Annotated in this window: 23 protein-coding genes, 1 pseudogene and 1 riboswitch; of the genes and pseudogenes, 1 reads left to right on the top strand and 23 read right to left on the bottom strand. The window is 32.5% G+C overall.

All coding sequences use genetic code 11. From position 1 onward, the window contains the following. Positions 1–156: 156 nt before the first annotated feature. Positions 157–258, bottom strand: a riboswitch (purine riboswitch). A gap of 98 nt (positions 259–356) precedes the next feature. The 17 genes from O3884_RS08050 to O3884_RS07965 all read right to left on the bottom strand — a co-directional run bounded on the left by O3884_RS08050 (position 357) and on the right by O3884_RS07965 (position 13,404). Beyond that, positions 357–1,289 (bottom strand): dihydroorotate oxidase, encoded by a 933-nt coding sequence (locus tag O3884_RS08050; protein ID WP_371452784.1) that lies wholly within the window; start codon positions 1,287–1,289, stop codon positions 357–359. 174 nt (positions 1,290–1,463) lie between these two features. Then, positions 1,464–1,841 (bottom strand): DUF302 domain-containing protein, encoded by a 378-nt coding sequence (locus tag O3884_RS08045; protein ID WP_371452782.1) that lies wholly within the window; start codon positions 1,839–1,841, stop codon positions 1,464–1,466. A gap of 138 nt (positions 1,842–1,979) precedes the next feature. Further along, entirely contained in the window at positions 1,980–3,026 is a 1,047-nt protein-coding gene (locus tag O3884_RS08040) for an LLM class flavin-dependent oxidoreductase (RefSeq protein ID WP_371452780.1), read from the bottom strand. 12 nt (positions 3,027–3,038) lie between these two features. After that, positions 3,039–3,902 (bottom strand): glyoxalase III HchA, encoded by an 864-nt coding sequence (hchA, locus tag O3884_RS08035; protein WP_371452778.1) that lies wholly within the window; start codon positions 3,900–3,902, stop codon positions 3,039–3,041. A 90-nt stretch (positions 3,903–3,992) separates the two neighbouring features. Beyond that, positions 3,993–4,373, bottom strand: a complete 381-nt coding sequence (locus tag O3884_RS08030) for a MarR family winged helix-turn-helix transcriptional regulator (protein WP_003146915.1) — start codon at positions 4,371–4,373, stop codon at positions 3,993–3,995. Between the two features lie 92 nt (positions 4,374–4,465). Next, positions 4,466–4,828, bottom strand: coding sequence for a TIGR02328 family protein (locus O3884_RS08025; RefSeq protein WP_371452776.1), 363 nt, complete (start codon positions 4,826–4,828; stop codon positions 4,466–4,468). Beyond that, positions 4,812–5,216, bottom strand: coding sequence for a YbgA family protein (locus O3884_RS08020; RefSeq protein ID WP_371452774.1), 405 nt, complete (start codon positions 5,214–5,216; stop codon positions 4,812–4,814). The genes O3884_RS08025 and O3884_RS08020 overlap by 17 nt, the downstream gene beginning before the upstream one ends. Positions 5,217–5,347: 131 nt before the next feature. After that, positions 5,348–6,283 (bottom strand): hypothetical protein, encoded by a 936-nt coding sequence (locus O3884_RS08015; protein WP_371452772.1) that lies wholly within the window; start codon positions 6,281–6,283, stop codon positions 5,348–5,350. Positions 6,284–6,395: 112 nt separating this feature from the next. Continuing rightward, positions 6,396–7,136, bottom strand: a complete 741-nt coding sequence (locus O3884_RS08010) for a TraX family protein (protein ID WP_371452770.1) — start codon at positions 7,134–7,136, stop codon at positions 6,396–6,398. Between the two features lie 190 nt (positions 7,137–7,326). Further along, complete coding sequence (locus tag O3884_RS08005; RefSeq protein ID WP_371452768.1) at positions 7,327–7,713, bottom strand: hypothetical protein; 387 nt, start codon at positions 7,711–7,713, stop codon at positions 7,327–7,329. Between the two features lie 115 nt (positions 7,714–7,828). Further along, entirely contained in the window at positions 7,829–8,503 is a 675-nt protein-coding gene (locus O3884_RS08000; RefSeq protein WP_371452766.1) for an ABC transporter ATP-binding protein, read from the bottom strand. A 7-nt stretch (positions 8,504–8,510) separates the two neighbouring features. Continuing rightward, positions 8,511–9,587, bottom strand: a complete 1,077-nt coding sequence (locus O3884_RS07995; RefSeq protein WP_371452764.1) for an ABC transporter permease — start codon at positions 9,585–9,587, stop codon at positions 8,511–8,513. Positions 9,588–9,794: 207 nt separating this feature from the next. Continuing rightward, positions 9,795–10,526, bottom strand: coding sequence for an alpha/beta hydrolase (locus O3884_RS07990; protein WP_371452763.1), 732 nt, complete (start codon positions 10,524–10,526; stop codon positions 9,795–9,797). 265 nt (positions 10,527–10,791) lie between these two features. Then, entirely contained in the window at positions 10,792–12,009 is a 1,218-nt protein-coding gene (locus O3884_RS07985; RefSeq protein ID WP_001291561.1) for a tyrosine-type recombinase/integrase, read from the bottom strand. Positions 12,010–12,090: 81 nt separating this feature from the next. After that, complete coding sequence (locus tag O3884_RS07980; RefSeq protein ID WP_000814511.1) at positions 12,091–12,294, bottom strand: excisionase; 204 nt, start codon at positions 12,292–12,294, stop codon at positions 12,091–12,093. A gap of 460 nt (positions 12,295–12,754) precedes the next feature. Continuing rightward, positions 12,755–12,985: a helix-turn-helix domain-containing protein gene (locus tag O3884_RS07970; protein WP_000857133.1), complete on the bottom strand. Its 231-nt coding sequence runs from the start codon at positions 12,983–12,985 to the stop codon at positions 12,755–12,757. Continuing rightward, on the bottom strand, positions 12,982–13,404 hold the full coding sequence (locus tag O3884_RS07965) for a sigma-70 family RNA polymerase sigma factor (protein ID WP_000804885.1): 423 nt from the start codon (positions 13,402–13,404) through the stop codon (positions 12,982–12,984). The genes O3884_RS07970 and O3884_RS07965 overlap by 4 nt, the downstream gene beginning before the upstream one ends. Positions 13,405–13,908: 504 nt before the next feature. On the opposite strand from O3884_RS07965, the gene O3884_RS07960 reads away from it, so the two are divergent. Further along, positions 13,909–14,262, top strand: coding sequence for a helix-turn-helix domain-containing protein (locus O3884_RS07960; RefSeq protein WP_371452761.1), 354 nt, complete (start codon positions 13,909–13,911; stop codon positions 14,260–14,262). A 59-nt stretch (positions 14,263–14,321) separates the two neighbouring features. On the opposite strand, the gene O3884_RS07955 is transcribed toward O3884_RS07960, so the two are convergent. The 6 genes and pseudogenes from O3884_RS07955 to O3884_RS07930 form a co-directional block, all read right to left on the bottom strand. Continuing rightward, positions 14,322–14,489 (bottom strand): cysteine-rich KTR domain-containing protein, encoded by a 168-nt coding sequence (locus O3884_RS07955; RefSeq protein ID WP_000336323.1) that lies wholly within the window; start codon positions 14,487–14,489, stop codon positions 14,322–14,324. Between the two features lie 118 nt (positions 14,490–14,607). Beyond that, positions 14,608–16,527, bottom strand: coding sequence for a tetracycline resistance ribosomal protection protein Tet(M) (tet(M), locus tag O3884_RS07950; protein WP_371452760.1), 1,920 nt, complete (start codon positions 16,525–16,527; stop codon positions 14,608–14,610). 15 nt (positions 16,528–16,542) lie between these two features. Then, the gene (locus O3884_RS07945; RefSeq protein WP_011058339.1) at positions 16,543–16,629 is read right to left on the bottom strand and encodes a tetracycline resistance determinant leader peptide; all 87 of its coding nucleotides are present in this window, start codon (positions 16,627–16,629) and stop codon (positions 16,543–16,545) included. A gap of 274 nt (positions 16,630–16,903) precedes the next feature. Then, complete coding sequence (locus tag O3884_RS07940) at positions 16,904–17,839, bottom strand: conjugal transfer protein (protein ID WP_371452759.1); 936 nt, start codon at positions 17,837–17,839, stop codon at positions 16,904–16,906. Beyond that, the gene (locus O3884_RS07935) at positions 17,836–18,837 is read right to left on the bottom strand and encodes a bifunctional lytic transglycosylase/C40 family peptidase (protein WP_000769868.1); all 1,002 of its coding nucleotides are present in this window, start codon (positions 18,835–18,837) and stop codon (positions 17,836–17,838) included. The genes O3884_RS07940 and O3884_RS07935 overlap by 4 nt, the downstream gene beginning before the upstream one ends. Next, a pseudogene (locus O3884_RS07930) lies at positions 18,834–19,556 on the bottom strand (YtxH domain-containing protein); the annotation flags it as partial. The pseudogene O3884_RS07930 and the gene O3884_RS07935, both read right to left, overlap by 4 nt.

Below are 19,556 nucleotides of genomic sequence, written 5' to 3'. Positions count from 1 at the left end.
TTCGGGGAAATCGATTTTGTCGAGTCACCCCCGCACAGTTTATTAGATATCTAAAAAGCTTTTATAAAGCGATTTTAGATATCAATAAACCACTGCGTCTATGAGTTTTCTTGTAAACTTTTTTAAAATCTAGGATTTTTGGGCCAACTCCAATAACATTATAATAAGAATGCCCATAGTCATCAAATTTACGGTCTGATGGTAGAAACTTGCAAGCCATATTCTTGCCTTTATATGTGCTATATTTTGTCTGTACAATATATAATAACAATTTTCAAAACGATTTTCAAGTGCTATCTGTTTTTTCTTTTGAATTTTTATCGTTAATTAAAATTTATACTATATGTGCTAATTATTTATTCTATTACCTTTAATTTACCTCTAAAGTCATCTAAACTTGAGTATCCTTTTTCTTTCATTACTTCTTGAAGTTCTTTAGTTAGTCTAGTAAAAACTGAAACTCCCTCTTTATGTAAAGTTGTTCCCACTTGCACTAAATCAGCACCACAAAGAATATGCTCAAATACATCTTTACCATTTATAACGCCACCAGTTCCTATGATTTTTATACTAGGATTCAAGCGTTCTCTAAATGCTCGAACATTAGCTAATGCTGTTGGTTTAATATATTCTCCACCTAGTCCACCAAATCCACCTTTTGGCTTAATAACTACTTGTTCCTTGTCTAAATCAATATATAAACCATTCCCTACACTATTTACACTATTCACATATGTAAGAGGATATTTATTAAGAATTTTAGCCATTTCATCAAAATGAGCAATATCGAAATACGGAGGTAGTTTTACCCCAATAGGTTTTGTAAAGAATGTGAATACCTCAGCTAATAATTTATCTGTAAGTTCAAAATCATAAGCAATCTGAGGCTTTCCTGGTACATTTGGGCATGATAGATTAAATTCAGTCACACCTTCATATTCACTTTCTTGAATTTTCTTTAATAGACCAATATTTTCATCATAACTCATACCTGTTACCGATAAAAACTGCAATTTTGCACCTGATTTTTGACGTTCAATAACATAGTCTAAATAATAATCTAAACCATTATTCGGTAACCCCATTGAATTTATACTTCCTAAAGCAGTATCATAATATCTTGGTTCAGGGTTACCTTCTCTATAATCACGAGTTGCAGTTTTTGTAACAAAAGCCCCCGCTTCACTATTCGCTAATTCATCTAACTCCACAGTCGTCATACAGTGTACCCCTGATGCATTCATTAATGGGTTAGATAATTCTACATCTAAAAAATTTGTTTTTAACATTCTTCATACCTCCTATGTATACTAATAACAGTTTATCATAAAATACTCTCAATAACCATTGATAAAACTAGTTTTAGATGTATATTGAATTAAAAAAAAGAAGAATTATAGAAAATCAATTTCATCTATAATTCTCTTTATTTAATTTTCTTATCTAAAATAAACAATTCTTAATTATGCTTCTAGATACTTAATGATATCTAAATACAAATTATCCATTTTTGGTAAAATGTCTTTTATTCTATCAGAATGTTCTTCTTTTAACCATGAAGTAGGTTTTTCATATAATACTTCTGTTTTATCTTCTCTCTTAATAAGTAATAATTTAAGTGGTAGGTTAAAACTTAGATATAAGTCATCTTGCATTAGTAATGTTCCTACTTTTGGATTACCAAATACTACATATTGAATATCTTCTAATTCTAAACCAACATTTTTAGCATATTCACCTTGGTTTATATTTAAAAATTGGTGAATATTATTTTTTTCTAAATATTCATCTACTCTTGATTTTACATTGACAAATTCGTCATTAATTAGATATTTTTCCATAATTTACCTCTTTTTTACTATTATTAAGTTTATTTGATTTCATAATACACTAATTATCTACTTTTGTCATCAATTTAGTTTTCAAGAAATTATAAATTTTATCATTAAAGAAGTTATATTTCTAAATTCACCAATAGGCTATCCATTAATATCATCAATAACCTCTTTTAATAATTCATAAGAATGATGTTGTGCTTTTTCATCATAAATATATGAATTTATCATTAATTCATCGAACTCTACCCTACGTTTTAAATCTAAAATCTGATTTTTCACAGTTCCCTTATTACCAATAAATGAGATTTTTGTCATCTGATCAACGACAGCTTTCTCATGATTAACTATCTCATCATGTTCAAATGCAATTGGTCCAAAATGTGGAACTTTGGTTGTCGCGATATAATTTTTCCAAACCGCTTCTTCCGATTGTACTGGAGGAACCATACCTTGAGGATTACTTGTAATAATATTTAAAAATGATTGAATCTGAGTAGTTGATAATCTTTTTGCTTCTTCATCAGAATCTGCAACAACTGCATTAGCACCTATAATTACATACGGTTCACTCAAAGCTTCTGATGGTTTGAAGTTATGTCTATAAATTGCTACTGCATTTTCCATCATAGCTGGAGCAAAATGTGATGCAAATACATAAGGTAGTCCTAGTTCAGCAGCTACATATGCACTATCAGTACTAGATCCCAGAATATATAATGGAACATCAAGCCCGGCTGCTGGATATGCATGAACAGGTCGCTTATCTTTAAAATACTCTGACAGTTCTACAACTTCTTTTTTAAAATCCATCTCTCTATTAGTATTTCTTCTAATAGCACGCGCAGTATTATAATCTGTACCAGGTGCTCGACCTAAACCTAAATCAACTCTATCTGGATATAAAGTTTCCAAAGTTCCATATTGTTCTGCAACTATATATGGACTATGATTAGGTAACATCACACCACCTGAACCTACTCTAATATTACTAGTGTTATCTAGTGTACGTTGGATTAATAACTGCGTTGCGCTACTAGCTACACTTTTCATATTATGATGTTCTGCAATCCAATATCTTTCATATCCTAATTCATCAGCCTTTTTAGCTAATCTAATCATTGCATCTATTGCATCTTTAAAATTTTCTCCTTGTCTTAATGGAGCTAAATTTAAAATTGAAATTTTCATAGTTTTTCACCTCTATTTATTTACCATTTTTAACAACTCATCTACAGCTACAATTCCTAGTTGATTTGCTGCAAGAGGACTGTCTCCAGTTATTAAGTTTCTATCTATATGAACCTGACCGCTTATTGCTTCATTTACTATTTTCGCACCCAAACTTTCTAGCTTTTCAGCTAATAACCATTTTAATTTTCCTGGCATATATCCAATTTCTTGGTTTGCTCCCTCATCTATACTATCTGGGAAAACAGTCATTTCATAATTTTTAAATAAAAACTCTGATTCATCAATATTTCCTGAAATTAATGCAGCAGGTCCATGACAAAGGGTTATGATTTTTTTATCTTCTTTAATTGCCCATTTAAGAACCTCTTTTACTTCTCTACTTTCAGGTAAATTAATCATTGCACCATGATCACCTGGTATGAAAACTCCTGAATAAGGTGAATTTTCTGAAGTAATATTCTCCAAAATTCTATCTAATTTAACAGGATTCTCAAATTTTTCTATATATTTATTATAAAGCTTCATAACATTTTCATCTTTTTCTGGCATTGCCCACATCTCTAGTTTTACAGAGTTTCCTGATAAAGTAACAATATCTATCTCAAATCCAGCAGCATCCATATGTAACATTGGTAATAATGTTTCTACAGGGTGATTACCTGTTGAAAAATACTTCCCATTAGACATTTGTAAGTATCTTTCATCTGACGCTATCATTAAAATTTTATTCTTTTCCCCCCTATACGTGTTTTCAAATTTAAAACCATCAAAATTCGTTACAGGACTAGTATATACACTCAAAGAATAATCTGATGGAAAAAATGCGTTGTGTTCTGCTCTATCTTGTACTGGTTGTTTTGTTAATTTTGTCATTTTAATTCTCCTAAACTTTTATTAAAAATATTTGCTTGCACAAACAAGTACATTAGTAAAATATAAAAATCAAAATAATAAATTCTGATTTTATATTTTATCACTATTTCTATTTAATACATCTGTAACTATACTCGTAGTGTTTTCTAGGTACTTTTTTCCTTTAGGTGTTAATTTGATACATACACCTCTCTTATCCTCAGCAGAAGAAAATCTTTCTATAACACCACACGTATTCTCAAATTTAGCTAACATTCTTGATGTTGCACTTAAACTTAATGAAATCTTAGTACTTAAGTCTGTCATTCTCAATATGTTTCCTTCGGTTTCATTCAAGTAATGTAAGCTATAGTATTCATTTAGTGTTATCGGATGCTCTCCTTTTGATAAAGCATCTTCTAATTCAGTACTTATTTGTTTCATATTACTATGGAATGCAATCCATTTATTTACTACTTCTTCATTATTCATTTGTCACCTCTTAATTTACTTGCGTTTGCAAGTAAATTAATATTACTACTTTTATTATTAATTGTCAATAAAACTATCTTTTCTTTTTACTACTAGATAAAAATATCCTTTTGTGCTAAATTCTCAATACACTCATCATAGTATGTTGCATCGTGTTCTTTATAAATCGGCTTATTTATTTTGTACTCTATTAAATCGTTGTGAGGAGCACAAATTTTTCCTCTATAATTTTTATCAAACCATTCTTCACTAACATTATAGCCTCTATTCTTCATTTCCTCCATGATTAATTCATGATATTTGAAAAGTAAAAATGGTTTGTGTTCAAATACATAATCTACCGTTGCATGTTTCTTACCCCAACCATTTCCTCTTAATGCACAGCATTCTCTATGTTGACCTAAAAGTTGTTGCCTTGGTAGTTTTGATATTAGTTCTTCATGCCAAAGTCTCATCTTGTCCTCCATTGATAAAAGTAGATTCTTCCAAATACTTATTTGGATATTTCTTTAGAAGATGTTTTATTTTCTTTATCAAATCTTCTTTTTTATATTTATTATTATGGTATTCTTCAATCATTTCAAAAAAATGATTTTTTTCTTCTTTTGTTGCATATTTTTTAAAATATCCCCAGACGTGATGTAATGCATTCGTTATTTGTCCTTTATCTTCAGGTAAACTTACAGCTTGTTTTATAAGCTCACTCACTTTACTTAGGGATACTTCTTCTTGTTTTAAATAGGTTCTAATTTCTAAATATATTTTACTTGAATGACTTAAAACAAGATATTTATTTTTTGCCCATAACTTTTGACATTGAACTCTTTCTTCTTTATTATTCATTTTGTCCTTTCGAAAACAGTTTATTTTTAATATCCATATTATATTATATCTTATACTTTTTTACTATATATTGATATCGTACTGTATAAAAAGCTCCTTATTAAGTTATATCTTAATAAGGAACCTCTATATTAGATTTTTGTTGTATTAAATTTAACCCTGTTCTTTTGGTTTGCTAAGTCCATTTTTATACGCAATAAATTTAATAGATTGTCATTGTCAATCGATACTTTTCCTGAATCATCTACTTGAATTGCAAGGTATTGTTTTTCTTTTGCCAAATAATCCATACCTTGTAAATCCACGTATCCATCACCTTTGAAATCAACTGATGCTAAGTAAAAGATAAATTTAGAAAATCCTTTTTCTGCAGTATTTTTACTTGTTGCATTCATTTGAGCTAATGGCTCAAAAAATGTTTTGTAGTTTGGTTTATAAGTAGCTTTAACCGTGTATTGATATGTATCGATAGTTGGGGAAATTAAAGATAAGTAAACAGTATTACCCTCAACTTTATAATCAATAAAATCATAAGCTCCAGCTTTACCATAAGCATTACCATTAACTTTTAATATCATAGGACCATATTCATTCATATCGTAATTAATATTTTGATATTTAAAATTAACATTTTCTTCCGATGGAATCATGGATTGTTTTAAATCATTCCAAACCTTTTTATACATTTCTCTTTGATTATTAAATCCTGCTGCTTTAACAATAACATCGATATTTTCTTGGTTTACATAGAAAGCATCAACAACTTTAAGCGCTTCTTGGACTTTTTTATCAGTTATGGTTTTACGTTTTTCTTCTAATTTACTCTGAGCTTGCTTTAATCCAGTTAAGTCGTGATCAAAACTTTTTCCAGTATTTTGCTCAATATAAGTACGTTTAGAACCAACGGGTGAAACTTTAGCATTCCAATCAAAATCTTTACCTGGTCCTTCAACAGTTTTATGTTTTTGCTCACTCTGCTTATTCTCAGTTGATTGTTTAACACTACAACCAACTGCACCAATAGATAACAGTGCTGCTACTGAAATTAATAAAATATTTTTCTTCATATACTTTCCTCCTAAATAACTATATTATTATAGTCACCCTAATTATAACATAACAGTTAAAAAAAAGAAGTGCTAACTTTAATAAACACTTCTTGTAAATATTATTTTAGCATTAAAGTACCAATGAAATATTTCCATATAATATTATTCTAAGTATACCTATAATAGCTAAATGTATTGGATAATAGTAGTAAAAGAACCACTTAGAACCAATATGTTTTCCTCTTGTACCATCATATCTCATTAATAATAGTAGAGAGAATAAAGTTGCAAACTGTAATACTCCATAAAATACATCTATAAATATAATATAAATAGCTGCATAAACACTTATCCATATAACATAATCAAGTATTTGTTGTTTTTTATTATCTCTATGATTATATAAAAAGAATGGCATCATTAGAGCTATTGAAGACCAATCCGCTACAAATGTTAATAAACAGAAAACAATAATTGCTAAAATCTTTAATGTATTATTTATCTTCTCACTTCTAAAGATTGCTATTAATGCAACTGACATCGCCAATGGGAATAAGACACTTGTTTTATTAAATATACTTCCTGTAGTTATATCAAATGGTATACCTAAACCAAAACAAAAAGCAAAGTGACTGATAACAGCAAAGCTCATGATTCTAAAGAAATATTTTTTTATATCTTTTGTATAATAACATCCTTCTGCGATAAAATACCACATAATTGGTGCTGTTAAACGTCCTACTATATGCATAAGTACTGGTATTGGTTCTTTAACTAAACCCGGATATAATAGCCATGCTAAATGATCAATTGTCATAGCAATTATAGCTATATATTTTAACTGAGTTCCATCAAACTTTAAATTCTTCATCTTCTTCCTTTCTATACTATTTTGACTTTATTTAAAAATACTAGTTAATACATTGCTCATAAATTTAAGATAATGAAAATACTACACATTACCTTAACACATATTATCATATTAATATGCTCTATACAATTATTTATCTAACAATATATAATTCAAAAATAAGAAAGACTTTCAAAAATAAAAGTCTTTCTTATCTGAACATGGCTATTTCTAAACTATCCATATATTGAGCTAATGACTTATTAAATTTTTCATAATCAGCTTCTTGAAATTCCTCTGTAGCACAGGCCACTGAGCAGCTAACTACTTGTAGTTGATTATAGAAAGTTATCATCAATGGTACACCTATTATTTTAGACATACCTCGTATAGTCATCTTTCCAGCTTCTTCTAATTCCATAACTTGTTCTTTTGAGTTTATATTTACAATTTTATCACCAACTAGGACTTCAACATTATCATAGTAATCATAAGCTAATTCAACACCTCTACAAATATGTTCCCAACCTACTCTATAGGTCAATCTATATTCTGCAAATAACCATCCATTTTCTTTCTCTACACCAAGTAAAAGCATATTATTTATCTCCTAATATTCATAACATATATTATTTGTAGTTTAATTATATTCTAACTTATACTTATTATCAATAAAAAAATGCCTAAGTTATTTCACTTAGACACTTTATATTTTATCTTTCTTTTATCAAAATACCATCTTTCATTCGGTAAACATGATCACATTTTTCAATCATTCTATTATCATGTGTTACCATAATAATTGATTTATTTTTTTCTTTACACTCTTTTAAAAGCAAATCTACAACCTCAAACGCTCTATCTGAGTCAAGACTTGCTGTAGGTTCATCAGCTAAAATGATTGCAGGATTATTGTAAAGAGCTCTAGCAATAGCTAATCGTTGTCGTTCTCCGCCTGATAAGTCTTTTGGTAATTTATTTTCTAAATGATCTATTCCTAATTCTTTAAATAAAGATTTTTGATCTTGAAGTGTTTGTCTTTTTTGCTTATTAATTCTATCAACTAGTTCTAACTGTTGTTTTGCAGTTAAAAATGGAACCAAATTAGATGCCTGTAGAACAAACCCAATATCGTTAAATCGTAACTTTGCTCTTTCTTTCTCAGACAAATTAGTATAATCTTTTCCGTTTATAATTATTTGACCTTTAGATGGAGTTTGTAACCCTCCAGCTAAAGTTAAGAAAGTTGATTTACCTGAACCTGATGGACCGATAATCGCAATAAATTGACCCTCTTCTATTTTAAAATTAGTTTCTTTCAGAGCTTCTATTTCTTTATTTCCATCCTGATATGATTTAGTTACATTTATAAATTCTAATACATTCATATGACACCTATCCTATTGCTTTTAATGGATCAATTTTTCTAATAGCTAAAACAGAGAATAATGTTCCAACTAAAGAAAAAATAATCAAACTAACGAAGATTATACTGTAATAAAGTCCATTCCCTAAAAATGGTACTGCTGATGGTAATACAAGTGATGTTACCCACGTTCCAACCAAACCTAGTATACTTCCAACTAATGAAAGTAAGAATGTTTGCGATAAAACAGAAGTTCCAATAATTCTATTCGAGATTCCTTGGGCTTTCATTATACCAAAGATTGGAGTTTTCTGAATAGTAAGTACATACATAAAAATACCAATAATAATAGCAGAAATCACTATTAAGAATCCTATCATTAGTCCAAACGTTAAAATCTGAGCACTATAACCAGGTAATTCATTAATAAAATCAGCTATACTAACTTTTTGGAAGATAGAACTGTCGTAATCCTTTAAGTCGCCTTTTACTACAAAAGCATTAATCATAGGATTATCAGTTGATTTATTATTACCATATTTCAACACTTGAAAATCATTAATATTCATATATATGACTGGAGCTACATTAAATCTAGATTTTTCTGTATAACCTACTATTTTTAATTCAGTATCAGAATTTGCAGTTTTAATAGTATCTCCTATAGAATACCCTTCTATTTCAGACAAACTTTTTTCAATAACAACTTCATTTTTAGATTCAAAAGTTCTTCCTTGAATTACTGGTGGTATTAAAAAGCTTCCATTGTTAACTCCAAAAATACTCACTTTTTGTTTAACATCCTTATTTAAATTCTTTTCAGTCATAGCTACTGTAACCATCTGACTAAAAGGTTCAACATTATTCGCAGATAAAGATTCTTTATCTGATAATTTCAGATTAGATAAACCAATAGTTTTATTTGCTTCTGAAGAAAGCAATACCGTATCCGCCTTCCAATGATCAATTGAAGATCTATTCTGATCTATCAATCCAAAAGCTAATCCAGATAAGAAAAACATCAAATAAGAAACTAGTGTAAGTAATCCTACAATAAGACTATACCTGAGCTTAGCATCCTTTATTTCATTAATAGCTAAAAACATTTTTTCTCCTTAAAATATAAAATTTTTATTCATAAATAATAAATTACATTATACTAAGCATATAGAATATAACTTGTAAAGTCAAATTATTAAACTATGAAGGATATCAATTATCGCTATTTAAGTGGAATAATATTTTCTACAAATAGCTAAAAGAGACCTTTAGACTTTCTAAAGACCTCTTTTATTAACAATAAATTTATTAAATTATTTTTCATTAATCCAACTATGTACTATTGTAGCAATTTCAATAGGATGGTTCATATACATCTCATGGCCACAATTTTCCACTAACTCAACATCAAAATATTTCGGAAGTTTATCTAGTGATATCTTTCTCCATTCAGGTTCTTCCTCATATGCTGGAGCTATAAATAATACCTCTTTTGATTCTAAATTTCTTTGATATGATCTAATAGCTCGACGTAATTTAAGTAAATAAGAAACTTTTTCAAAATCTAAATCTAATTCAAATTTGTCAGAAGTATTATTATAACGATAAGAATTTCTTAATGCTTCTTCTAGATTTTCTGACCAATAATACGACTTAGATTTTTCATTATCTATAACTTCTTCCAAATTTGAAAAAGTATGCTGACTAAAATAATCTTTTGTCGCTTCTATCTCATTTTCAAGAGGCATAATTTCATCTAAATTCAAATAACCTCCATCAAGTAAAATAAGTTTAGTTACTTTCGGACAACGTGATGCTAAAAATCTCGCTAAATCACCACCTAGTGAATGACCAATCAGATAAACCTCTTCACAATCTCTTACTTCATCATTAAACCAATTTTGAAGTTCTTTTTTATCTTGTATTATTTCTTTATAAGGATTTAAAAAAATAGTTTCTACTTCAAACTCTTGAAAGAAATCCTTTGCGAAATAATAATTACTGCCTAAACCACCTATAAAATATATTTTAATTTTTTGATTCATTAATTCTTCCTTCTCCTAAAATAAATTAATTTATTTAAAAATACTATAAACGATTATATACTAAAACTTATTAATTAAAATTTTTTAAAATAAACAAAGTATAAATTTCTAATTATCTTTTTATATTTTCTTAAATGCTCGTAAAGCCTTATTCTATGTGCTTTCGAGTATTTTTACTGTAGGAAGATACTTCACGTTTCTTTGCATATTTCCTCATGTCTTAGCTGTCAGAAGTGGTAAATAAGTAGTAAATTCATTTGTACTACTAAGCAACAAGACGCTCCTGTTGCTTCTCTTTATTCAAGCGTTTCATTTCTGCCATTGCAGAATCGAATGTTGCATGTGCGTAATAGTTCAGCGTCATGGCTATATTAGCATGTCCCATAATGTACTGTAATGCCTTTGGATTCATTCCTGCATTTGCATAGTTGGTACAGAATGTATGTCGCAAACTATGTGGAGTGATGTGTGGCAATTTATCCTCGTTATACTTATTGTATTTCTTAACAAGACCTTTCATCATGCCGTTGTAATCACTTGCCACTTTTGGATAGTTCTTTCTATTAAGAAAGAGGAAATCACTATATCCATCAATCTCAACACGCTTATCATTCTTTCGATTCGCTAACACTCGCTTAAATGCTTGATAGGCTTCTTCAACCATAGGAACTTGACGTTCGCCACTTTTGGTCTTTGGTGTTTCAATGTAGTACCCAATTTCAGTATCTCTCAATAGCTGATGGTCTATATTGACAAGACGATTCTCAAAATCTAAATCTGGAAGTGTCAAACCACCAAACTCTGAAATACGAAGACCTGTTTTTAAGAGTATCAGAATTTCATCATAATTTTTGCTGTAGGTTTTATCAGCTTTTGCAAAGGCTAACAGTTTTTCTTCCTGTTCTTCTGTTAGTACGGTCTTAGGGACAGTATCATCATCAAGAACTGCTTTCAGTTGAAAGTCAAATGGATTCTTCCGAACACAATCATCTTGTATAGCAATATAGAATGAAGCCTTTAAAGAACGTTTGTAGTTATTGATGGTTTGATAAGCATAACCATTTTCACTCATTCTAATAGCCCATTCTTTAGCGTCTGATGGCTTAATACTGTCAATACTTCTTACACCTAACTTGTCTTTCTTCAAAATATCCATAAGATATTTGCGTCCAGTTTCAGTGTTTTTTCTAACCTTTGGTCTTTGAGCGTTCTGTTTTGCGTAAAGCTGGCAGAGTGTCATTTTCTTTCCTACAACATCAATACCATCATGAATGTCTTTCTGTAACTCTGCGATTTTCTCTCTAAGTGAGATACAATCACGCTTTCCTGCTGGTACTCGGTCTGTAGCCACAAGTTTCCACGAGTAAACAAATTGCGGTTCTCCAAATGAATCTATATATTTGTATAAGTATCTTCCGTCTTTTCGTTGGCTCTCTCCAGTCTTTAAGATTCGACCTTTATTGTCACGTCTTTTTTCTGACATGGCATTTGCTCCTTTCCTTTATGGAAAGAGCCTTGATACGACTTAATACTATTTTATCATATACAAGACCCTTTGGCGACGCTAGATTGCGTCCAATGTATCTATAATTTTTTCAAATTGTTTTCGTTTAATCTGAATACGATTGCCATTCATAATCAGCCAATTTGCATTTTTATTTTCCTCTGCCAAGCGTCGTAGCTTGTTTTCGCCAATACGAAAATATTTTGACGCTTCTTCAATGGTTAGGGTATAACGTTCCCAAATAGGAATGTCAGTCTGCTTCATAAAATCCTTCTTTCCAAATCACTTATTTGGATTTCATAAAAGTTGTTTTACCAGCAATCGAACAGCTTTAGCAAAGCTCACGGGAGTTCCACCCCTGCATGGTTCTCATGTAGCCATACTCATTGCCTGCGACGGTTTTATCACGCTCGGACTATTGACTGTATGGGAGTATCATTATCACGATAAGAATGTCGTTGCAGGCAATCCTGCTAAAGATTGCTTCTCGGATCACTAACATGAATCGCTCGCTATCTTTATAAGATAGGTCATGGCGGTTAGTTCCGTTGGCTCTTTTCTTATCGAAACGTATTCGATTACTTTTATTCAGTTTTCAAAGAACAATGGCTCGTTAGCCTATCAAAACACATTGAAAGCTCAATATGCTTTGGTGGAATAACAAACCTCCCTGTTCGGGAAGCGTGGAATGGTTTAGCACGCTTCCACGAAAGGAGAGAGGATATTACTTAATTTCAAATGACAAAATCTTTGTAATCAGTCTGGTTTCCATTCTTCCACGTAAGACTTCATCAACGACCATACTTTGATTGCCATATTCATCTTTCATAAGTCGTAGGGAACGCTTCGTTATGTACCCTCTGTAATGATGTAGAATCTGGTTAATCGCTTCGGTATCGCCATCTGTTGCCTTTACAATGAGAGGAAAGGGAATCATAGGATATTGTGTTTTCATTCTTCAAATTCCTCCATAAACTTTTTAATTAAGGCTAGTCCACTGGTTCTATGCCGATAGACAGTAGAACGGTTCAATTTCAACAGGTCTGCAATTTCTGAATCGCTCATGTCCATAAAGTAAAACAGCAGTAGAATTTCACGTTTCTTGTCTGGCAACTCACGTAATGCTTCACTCAACAAATCATTTTCAACGCCTACTGATAACCCATTGAGTGTAAAAATCTGAAAGTCAGTTGAATAGTTATCTGTTGTCGCAAACTGGCTAACAAGATAATCGCCAACATCCGAAAAGGACACCTCACGCTTTGCAATCCTTGAAAGATAAAGCATATAATTCTTTCGCTCGTCTTCCATAGCACGTTTACAGATATAGTCAAACTGATTTTCTATTGTGGTCTGAAAAGAAGATGGTTTCATGTTTCTCACCCCCTTTCTGTCTAGGAAAGGAAGTGAGCCTTGCTCGTTTATCTCCTTTCACTCTTAGTCCCAATGTGAAAGGGGGATTTGTTGCATTACTGATAAATAAACTTTGTAAAAAAGTTCTGAATAGCCAAAAAAGCATATAAACAGATTTATTTCTCTGTTTACATGCTTCTGTTATTCTATCTATATGATTTATAAAACCACATTGGTGGACGTACTTATCTATTGCAGATAGACGACTTTTTTTGACAAGAACCCAATGTAAGGAAATTTATTGTATATGATGTACTTCATGGCGACGTTGACCTCCAACAAACCGCCATTTGGAAGTAATATACAATATTTTAACAGCGTAAATAGCACTACCATATAACGGTTTTTTTTATTGGCGTTTAGTAGTGCTTTTTATTAAATATAAACCTATAAACCATATAACACGTTTTTCTATACCTGTTTTTAATTCAGTAGGAACAATAAAATGTATAGAGGTGGTCTACTATGCGTAAAAAAGAAGATAAATATGATTTTAGAGCCTTTGGTTTAGCCATTAAAGAAGCTCGATTGAAACGAGGTTTAACTCGTGAACAAGTGGGAGCATTGATTGAAATTGACCCACGGTACTTAACTAATATTGAAAATAAAGGGCAACACCCCAGCATACAAGTTCTTTATGACCTTGTATCGTTATTTCATGTTTCCGTTGATGAATTTTTCTTACCTGCTAATAACTTGGTAAAAAGCACCCGACGATTACAGATAGAGAAATACATGGATAGCTTTACAGACAAAGAACTATCCTTAATGGAATCTTTAGCCAGCGGTATCAACGAAGCAAGAAACATCGAAGACTAATTAAAAGAATCCATACATAACGGAAAGAGCCGATAAAATGAGATTGTATTAATCTCATTTTATCGGCTCTGCGTCTTTGCGTCTGGCTCTGTAATCACAGTTACTTTGAACTGCTTTATTTCAATTAAATTTTCTTGTCTGCATTTCGGACAATAGAGGGGGAATTTTTTTAATTCAGTATCTTCCCTTATCTTTAATCGTGTTTTATTTCCACATACAGGACACAATATCCACTTGTAGTTTATAATAACTATCTCCTCCTTTACACTTTAATTCAAATCTTTATTAAAAAATATTTCATCTTATTTAACAAGAAACCATATTTATATAACAACATAAAATACACTAAGTTATTTTATTGAACATATATCGTACTTTATCTATCCGACTATTTGGACGACGGGGCTGGCAAACAGGTTCACCGGTAGTAACATGGTACCCTTTTAACTCTGTTAAACAAACACTACGTCCATTTGTAAAGAAAGTTAAATCACTACGATATTCTTGAATACACCGAGCAGGGATTTCTCCACTAAGAATGACCTCATTATTTTTCAATTGAGTGTCTACGATGTTCGCACAATATTTAGGAGCATCGTCGTATGCTCGTGAAAGATATTCCTGTGGCGCATAAATTTTAAAACTAAGATATGGCTCTAACAATTCTGTTCCAGCTTTTCTAAAGGCTTGCTCCAGTACAATAGGAGTAAGCATCCGAAAATCTGCTGGAGTACTAACAGGGCTATAGTATAAACCGTACTTAAAACAGATTTTACAATCCGTCACATTCCAACCATATAATCCTTGTTCGCAACCATAGCGTATCCCTTCCATAACTGCATTTTGAAATGATTGATTTAAGTATCCAAGAGAAACCGAGCTCTCATACTGCATTCCACTTCCCAACGGAAGCGGTGATACAGATAAACCAATGGAAGCCCAGAAAGGATTTGGCGGCACTTCGATGTGAATGGTATATTCTGCATTTTTTAACGGTCTCTCCATATAAATGACTGTAGGCTCTTTTAGTTCTATCTCCACATGATACTTTTCTTGCAACAGTGCACTAATCACTTCCATTTGTACTTTCCCTAAGAAAGAAAGTATAATTTCATGTGTCGTAGAATCCACGTAATATCGTAGAAGCGGATCACTATCTGAGATTTCCAAAAGGGCATCAAGCAACATTTCTCTCTGTTCAGGTTTACTCGGTTCAACAGTTGTTTGTAGTAGAGGATGCGGATTTTCAATCTTTTTTCTCTGTGGCAATAGCTTTGTATCTCCAAGAACACTATTTAACTTCAAAAACTCATTCTGCAAAATAACAATTTCCCCGGAATAAGCCTTATCGATTTTACATAATTCACCATTTATTGAAGTATACATTTCTGTAATTTTTATTTTTTCCTTTTCCGATATTCTAACCGAATCTCGCAAATGCAGTACGCCACTATAAAGACGTATATATGCAAGACGCTGTCTTTTTTCCGAATACTCAATTTTGAAAACATTTCCGCAAAGTTCAGACGGACCTCGATGTGTTGATGAATAAAATTTATTCGTAATCACTTCTATAAGGTTATCAATCCCTATATTGTTTTTTGCACTTCCGTGATAAACAGGGAACAGGGAACAATTATGAAATCTTATGCTTTCCTCTTGTTCGAGTTCCAATGCTTCTAATGATTTACCGGACATATATTTCTCTAAAAGGTCATCGTTTCCCTCTATTACCGTATCCCATTGTTCAGATTCGGTAAAGTTCGTCACACACATATTAGGATACAGTTCTACCTTCTGTTTGATTACAATTTCGGCAGAAAGTTTCTCTTTAATATCCTGATAAACCGTTGATAAATCAATTCCATTTTGGTCAATCTTATTGATAAAAAAGATTGTGGGAATCCCCATTTTCCTAAGTGCATGAAATAATATACGAGTTTGTGCTTGTACGCCATCTTTTGCAGAAATCAGTAGAATTGCCCCATCTAAAACTGATAATGAACGATATACTTCTGCTAAGAAATCCATATGTCCTGGCGTGTCTATGATGTTCACCTTCGTATTTTCCCACTGAAAAGAGGTTATTCCTGTCTGAATTGTAATTCCTCTCTGACGTTCTAAAAGCGTATTATCCGTCCTCGTTGTACCTTTGTCCACGCTTCCTAATTCTGTAATCGCTCCACTGTTATATAATAAGCTTTCTGTTAAGGTAGTTTTTCCTGCATCAACATGAGCTAAAACTCCAATATTAATAATTTTCATGTGATTTTCCTCCATTCAAAAACCCAAAAGGGCATAAAAATCCCAGTGATAAATACTTTTATCACTGGGATTTTTATGCATAACCATAGGTATACAAAGCATACAGATATTCTCTGGATACTTTAGAATCACATGATAAAGGTATTCTTAAACTGGGTACAAAAAACTAAGCCCTCCTAAAAAAGGACATCTAATTATTTTTTCCCGCTATCAAATTGACAGTTTATTTAAGAATACCTTGCTGCATATTTATTAACTCCTTTTAAATAGATACTTAAATTATAGCACGTAAGAGCATATTTGTAAAGGAATCTCCAATTTTTTATCAAAAAGAGTACATGATTACAAAGTATCTGTAATCATGTACCAATATTTGTTATTTTACAATCTTCCAATTACTCCCGTTCTTTTCAAGTACCAAATCAAATTGAGATACCTGCGTTGCTTTGGTCTGCTGGTCGATATACTCCACTGTCAGCGATACCGTGACTTGATTATCCTTACGATTGTGAATAGGATTTACCAGTTCTTGAAAGATGTACTCTTTTCCGATTGGTTTTAATATCCCGTCATTCACATAGTAGGAAAGTTCACTGGCTGTCGCTGTAGGATAGAGCTTGAAGAACGTCGTTAAAAACTCATTGATTTCATTGGTTGTAATGGAATCAACCGTCCCCTCACTTTCAATGGCTTTTGGTTTATAACTTGATTTCTTAGGTATGTTGGTAATGGTCGGATTCTTAACCAGTACCATATTTCCAGAACCATCTACATAGACACTCACTATATAAGCAGAGTGGACGGTCTTTGTATTTTCTCCCTCTGTAATGAGCTGGTCTACACTGTAGGTTACATTAAACTCATTGTCGCCAGTTGGCTCTACCGTCCATATCTGAAATCCTCTTACAGAAGACGATACAGGAATATCTTTGCGTACTGTATCAACATTGAGAGCTTGAAGTTCATCTGTCAGATAGCCTTTTAGACTTTCCATTCGATTATCAATGGACTTATCGGATTGCTCCGATGAATAGTAGACTTTCGCAAAGTTCTCTACAAAATTTTCTACATGATGAGTATCAACGTATTCCTTTTCTATGATAGTTGTTTCGTGAATAGTATGAGTATCTATAGCTGTAAAGTGCTTGAATATCGCAAAGCTGAAACTAAGCCCTAAAAGTACCCACAAGGCAATCACAACCTTTTTATGAGGATTGACCTTATAGTAGACACGAGGTTTCTTTTCCTTTGGTATCTGTTTTTCTTTATTCTGATTTTTTCTAAATTTCATCATTAAATCTTCCTTTCTCATTGTTTGATTCGTCCTGCTCCCACTAAATGCTGTTGCCAGTAGGGGCTTGTTAAGTCGGCATAACCGATTGGGTCGCCTGCATGAAACATACGGTTATTGCCAAGGTATATCCCAACATGAGTAATATAAGAGCCAGCGTTATAGGTAGAATGAAAGAAAACCAAATCGCCAGCTTGTGCTTCCGATAGTGGGATATGCTGGGTCACATCATATTGCTGTTGTGCGGTTCGTGGTAAGTTAATTCCAGCTTTTCCATACGTCCATTGTGTCAGTCCGCTACAATCAAAAGAAGTAGTCGGGGAAGCTCCACCGTAAACGTATCGCCAGCCCTCATATTTCAGTGCTTCGTCCATGATGGCTTGTACCGTATCATCATCAAACTCTGTTGTGACAAGATACTGCGTTACCAGTTGCACATAAAACATATTGCCATAGTTGTATCGCCAGCCCCCATTGATAGGTATGGCTATGGGATTGGGGTAAGACACTTTTTCGCCACCTGAATACTCTTTTGAGAAACTTTGAGCCAGTTCAAAGGTATATTTATTTCCACGATTAGCCACATACCCTAAGAAACCACCACCATAATTGTAGGACTGGATAACCGATTCTAAATCTACACTGAGCCTTTCGCTACTGGCTAATAATTCACTGAAATACTTCACACCTTGCTTAATGGATTCTTCTGTACTCAATGAATTAGGTGGAAGACCGAGGGATTCCGAGGACTGCATAACATCTTCCGCAGTACCGCCCGATTCCACCTGTATAATCGCAAGAAGTATGTTGACATATTCTTCAACGCCATATTCTTTGGCATATTTTTCTACCATAGGCTTATGAGCCAGCACTTCTGCGGAAACATTCACACCTCCATAATGAATATTGGAAATTCCGCTGTCCTGTTCATCTGAAAATAAAATGGCAACAAACAGAAGCAGTGAGAAGACCATCAAGAATAATCCAGAACCACCAATCACTAAAGTTTTCAACTTCATGGTTTCTTACCGACTTTCTTAATGGTGGCGGTTTTGATTGGTGGTCTACTTCTTGTATTTTGTAGTGGTACTCTTTGAACAGTAGACGGACGTTCTTTTGTGATTGGACGTTGTGAAGTTCTATCTGCTGTAGTGGTTGAAGTTGCTGGCTTTTGAACGGTTTTTTCTTGAACGGTATTGCCTTGGCGTTCCACTTTTGGACTTGAAAAATCGGACTTAACTGCTGGACGCTCTTGTTTGGCTTGTTGAGATTCCTTATATGAAGTCTGAATATTAGACTGTTTTGAGGTCTGTTCATCATGATATTGTTCTTGTCTTGTAGTCGGTCTTTCATGAACAGAAGAAGCAGGCTGTTTTTTCTGTTTGACCTGTTCCATTTCAGAGCGACGCTTCGCAATGGTTTTTCGCCTTTGTTCCTGCTGTTCCTTGCGTCCACTGGCTCTGTCCGCTTTGGTTTGAGAAATACTACTGGTTAAATCACGGACATTCTCTTTTACTTTGGATTTTCCTTGATATACTGCATATCTTGCATTGGTCGGCAAATCTTTAACCTGTTCTTTCAAACCACTAGCAGTGTCTACCATTCTGTCTTTGGTATCAGCTACTGTACCGATGGTTTGACCGATACGTTTTCCAAGTGTTGATTTTTCCTTTCCGTCTGGTCGGGAGTGATCTGCTTGTGTCCTTGCAGAACTCCCCGAACCCGACTGTCCTTTTTT

Source organism: Gemella sp. 20925_1_85 (genome assembly GCF_041433735.1).
In the GTDB taxonomy this organism is placed as follows: Bacteria; Bacillota; Bacilli; order Staphylococcales; family Gemellaceae; genus Gemella.
This window is presented reverse-complemented; position numbering and strand designations above follow the sequence as displayed.

Bases quoted from the DNA above. Each gene is read 5' to 3' on its own strand.
- O3884_RS08040 (WP_371452780.1), bottom strand. From the start codon at position 3,026: ATGAAAATTTCAATTTTAAATTTAGCTCCATTAAGACAAGGAGAAAAT.
- O3884_RS07995 (WP_371452764.1), bottom strand. From the start codon at position 9,587: ATGTTTTTAGCTATTAATGAAATAAAGGATGCTAAGCTCAGGTATAGT.
- O3884_RS07980 (WP_000814511.1), bottom strand. From the start codon at position 12,294: ATGAAGCAGACTGACATTCCTATTTGGGAACGTTATACCCTAACCATT.
- hchA (WP_371452778.1), bottom strand. From the start codon at position 3,902: ATGACAAAATTAACAAAACAACCAGTACAAGATAGAGCAGAACACAAC.
- O3884_RS08050 (WP_371452784.1), bottom strand. From the start codon at position 1,289: ATGTTAAAAACAAATTTTTTAGATGTAGAATTATCTAACCCATTAATG.
- O3884_RS07940 (WP_371452759.1), bottom strand. From the start codon at position 17,839: ATGAGAAAGGAAGATTTAATGATGAAATTTAGAAAAAATCAGAATAAA.
- O3884_RS08025 (WP_371452776.1), bottom strand. From the start codon at position 4,828: ATGAGACTTTGGCATGAAGAACTAATATCAAAACTACCAAGGCAACAA.
- O3884_RS07945 (WP_011058339.1), bottom strand. From the start codon at position 16,629: ATGCTTTGTATACCTATGGTTATGCATAAAAATCCCAGTGATAAAAGT.
- O3884_RS08030 (WP_003146915.1), bottom strand. From the start codon at position 4,373: ATGAATAATGAAGAAGTAGTAAATAAATGGATTGCATTCCATAGTAAT.
- O3884_RS07935 (WP_000769868.1), bottom strand. From the start codon at position 18,837: ATGAAGTTGAAAACTTTAGTGATTGGTGGTTCTGGATTATTCTTGATG.
- O3884_RS07965 (WP_000804885.1), bottom strand. From the start codon at position 13,404: ATGAAACCATCTTCTTTTCAGACCACAATAGAAAATCAGTTTGACTAT.
- O3884_RS07985 (WP_001291561.1), bottom strand. From the start codon at position 12,009: ATGTCAGAAAAAAGACGTGACAATAAAGGTCGAATCTTAAAGACTGGA.
- O3884_RS08005 (WP_371452768.1), bottom strand. From the start codon at position 7,713: ATGCTTTTACTTGGTGTAGAGAAAGAAAATGGATGGTTATTTGCAGAA.
- O3884_RS08010 (WP_371452770.1), bottom strand. From the start codon at position 7,136: ATGAAGAATTTAAAGTTTGATGGAACTCAGTTAAAATATATAGCTATA.
- O3884_RS08020 (WP_371452774.1), bottom strand. From the start codon at position 5,216: ATGAATAATAAAGAAGAAAGAGTTCAATGTCAAAAGTTATGGGCAAAA.
- O3884_RS08045 (WP_371452782.1), bottom strand. From the start codon at position 1,841: ATGGAAAAATATCTAATTAATGACGAATTTGTCAATGTAAAATCAAGA.
- O3884_RS07990 (WP_371452763.1), bottom strand. From the start codon at position 10,526: ATGAATCAAAAAATTAAAATATATTTTATAGGTGGTTTAGGCAGTAAT.
- O3884_RS07970 (WP_000857133.1), bottom strand. From the start codon at position 12,985: ATGAAAACACAATATCCTATGATTCCCTTTCCTCTCATTGTAAAGGCA.
- O3884_RS07960 (WP_371452761.1), top strand. From the start codon at position 13,909: ATGCGTAAAAAAGAAGATAAATATGATTTTAGAGCCTTTGGTTTAGCC.
- O3884_RS08000 (WP_371452766.1), bottom strand. From the start codon at position 8,503: ATGAATGTATTAGAATTTATAAATGTAACTAAATCATATCAGGATGGA.
- O3884_RS08015 (WP_371452772.1), bottom strand. From the start codon at position 6,283: ATGAAGAAAAATATTTTATTAATTTCAGTAGCAGCACTGTTATCTATT.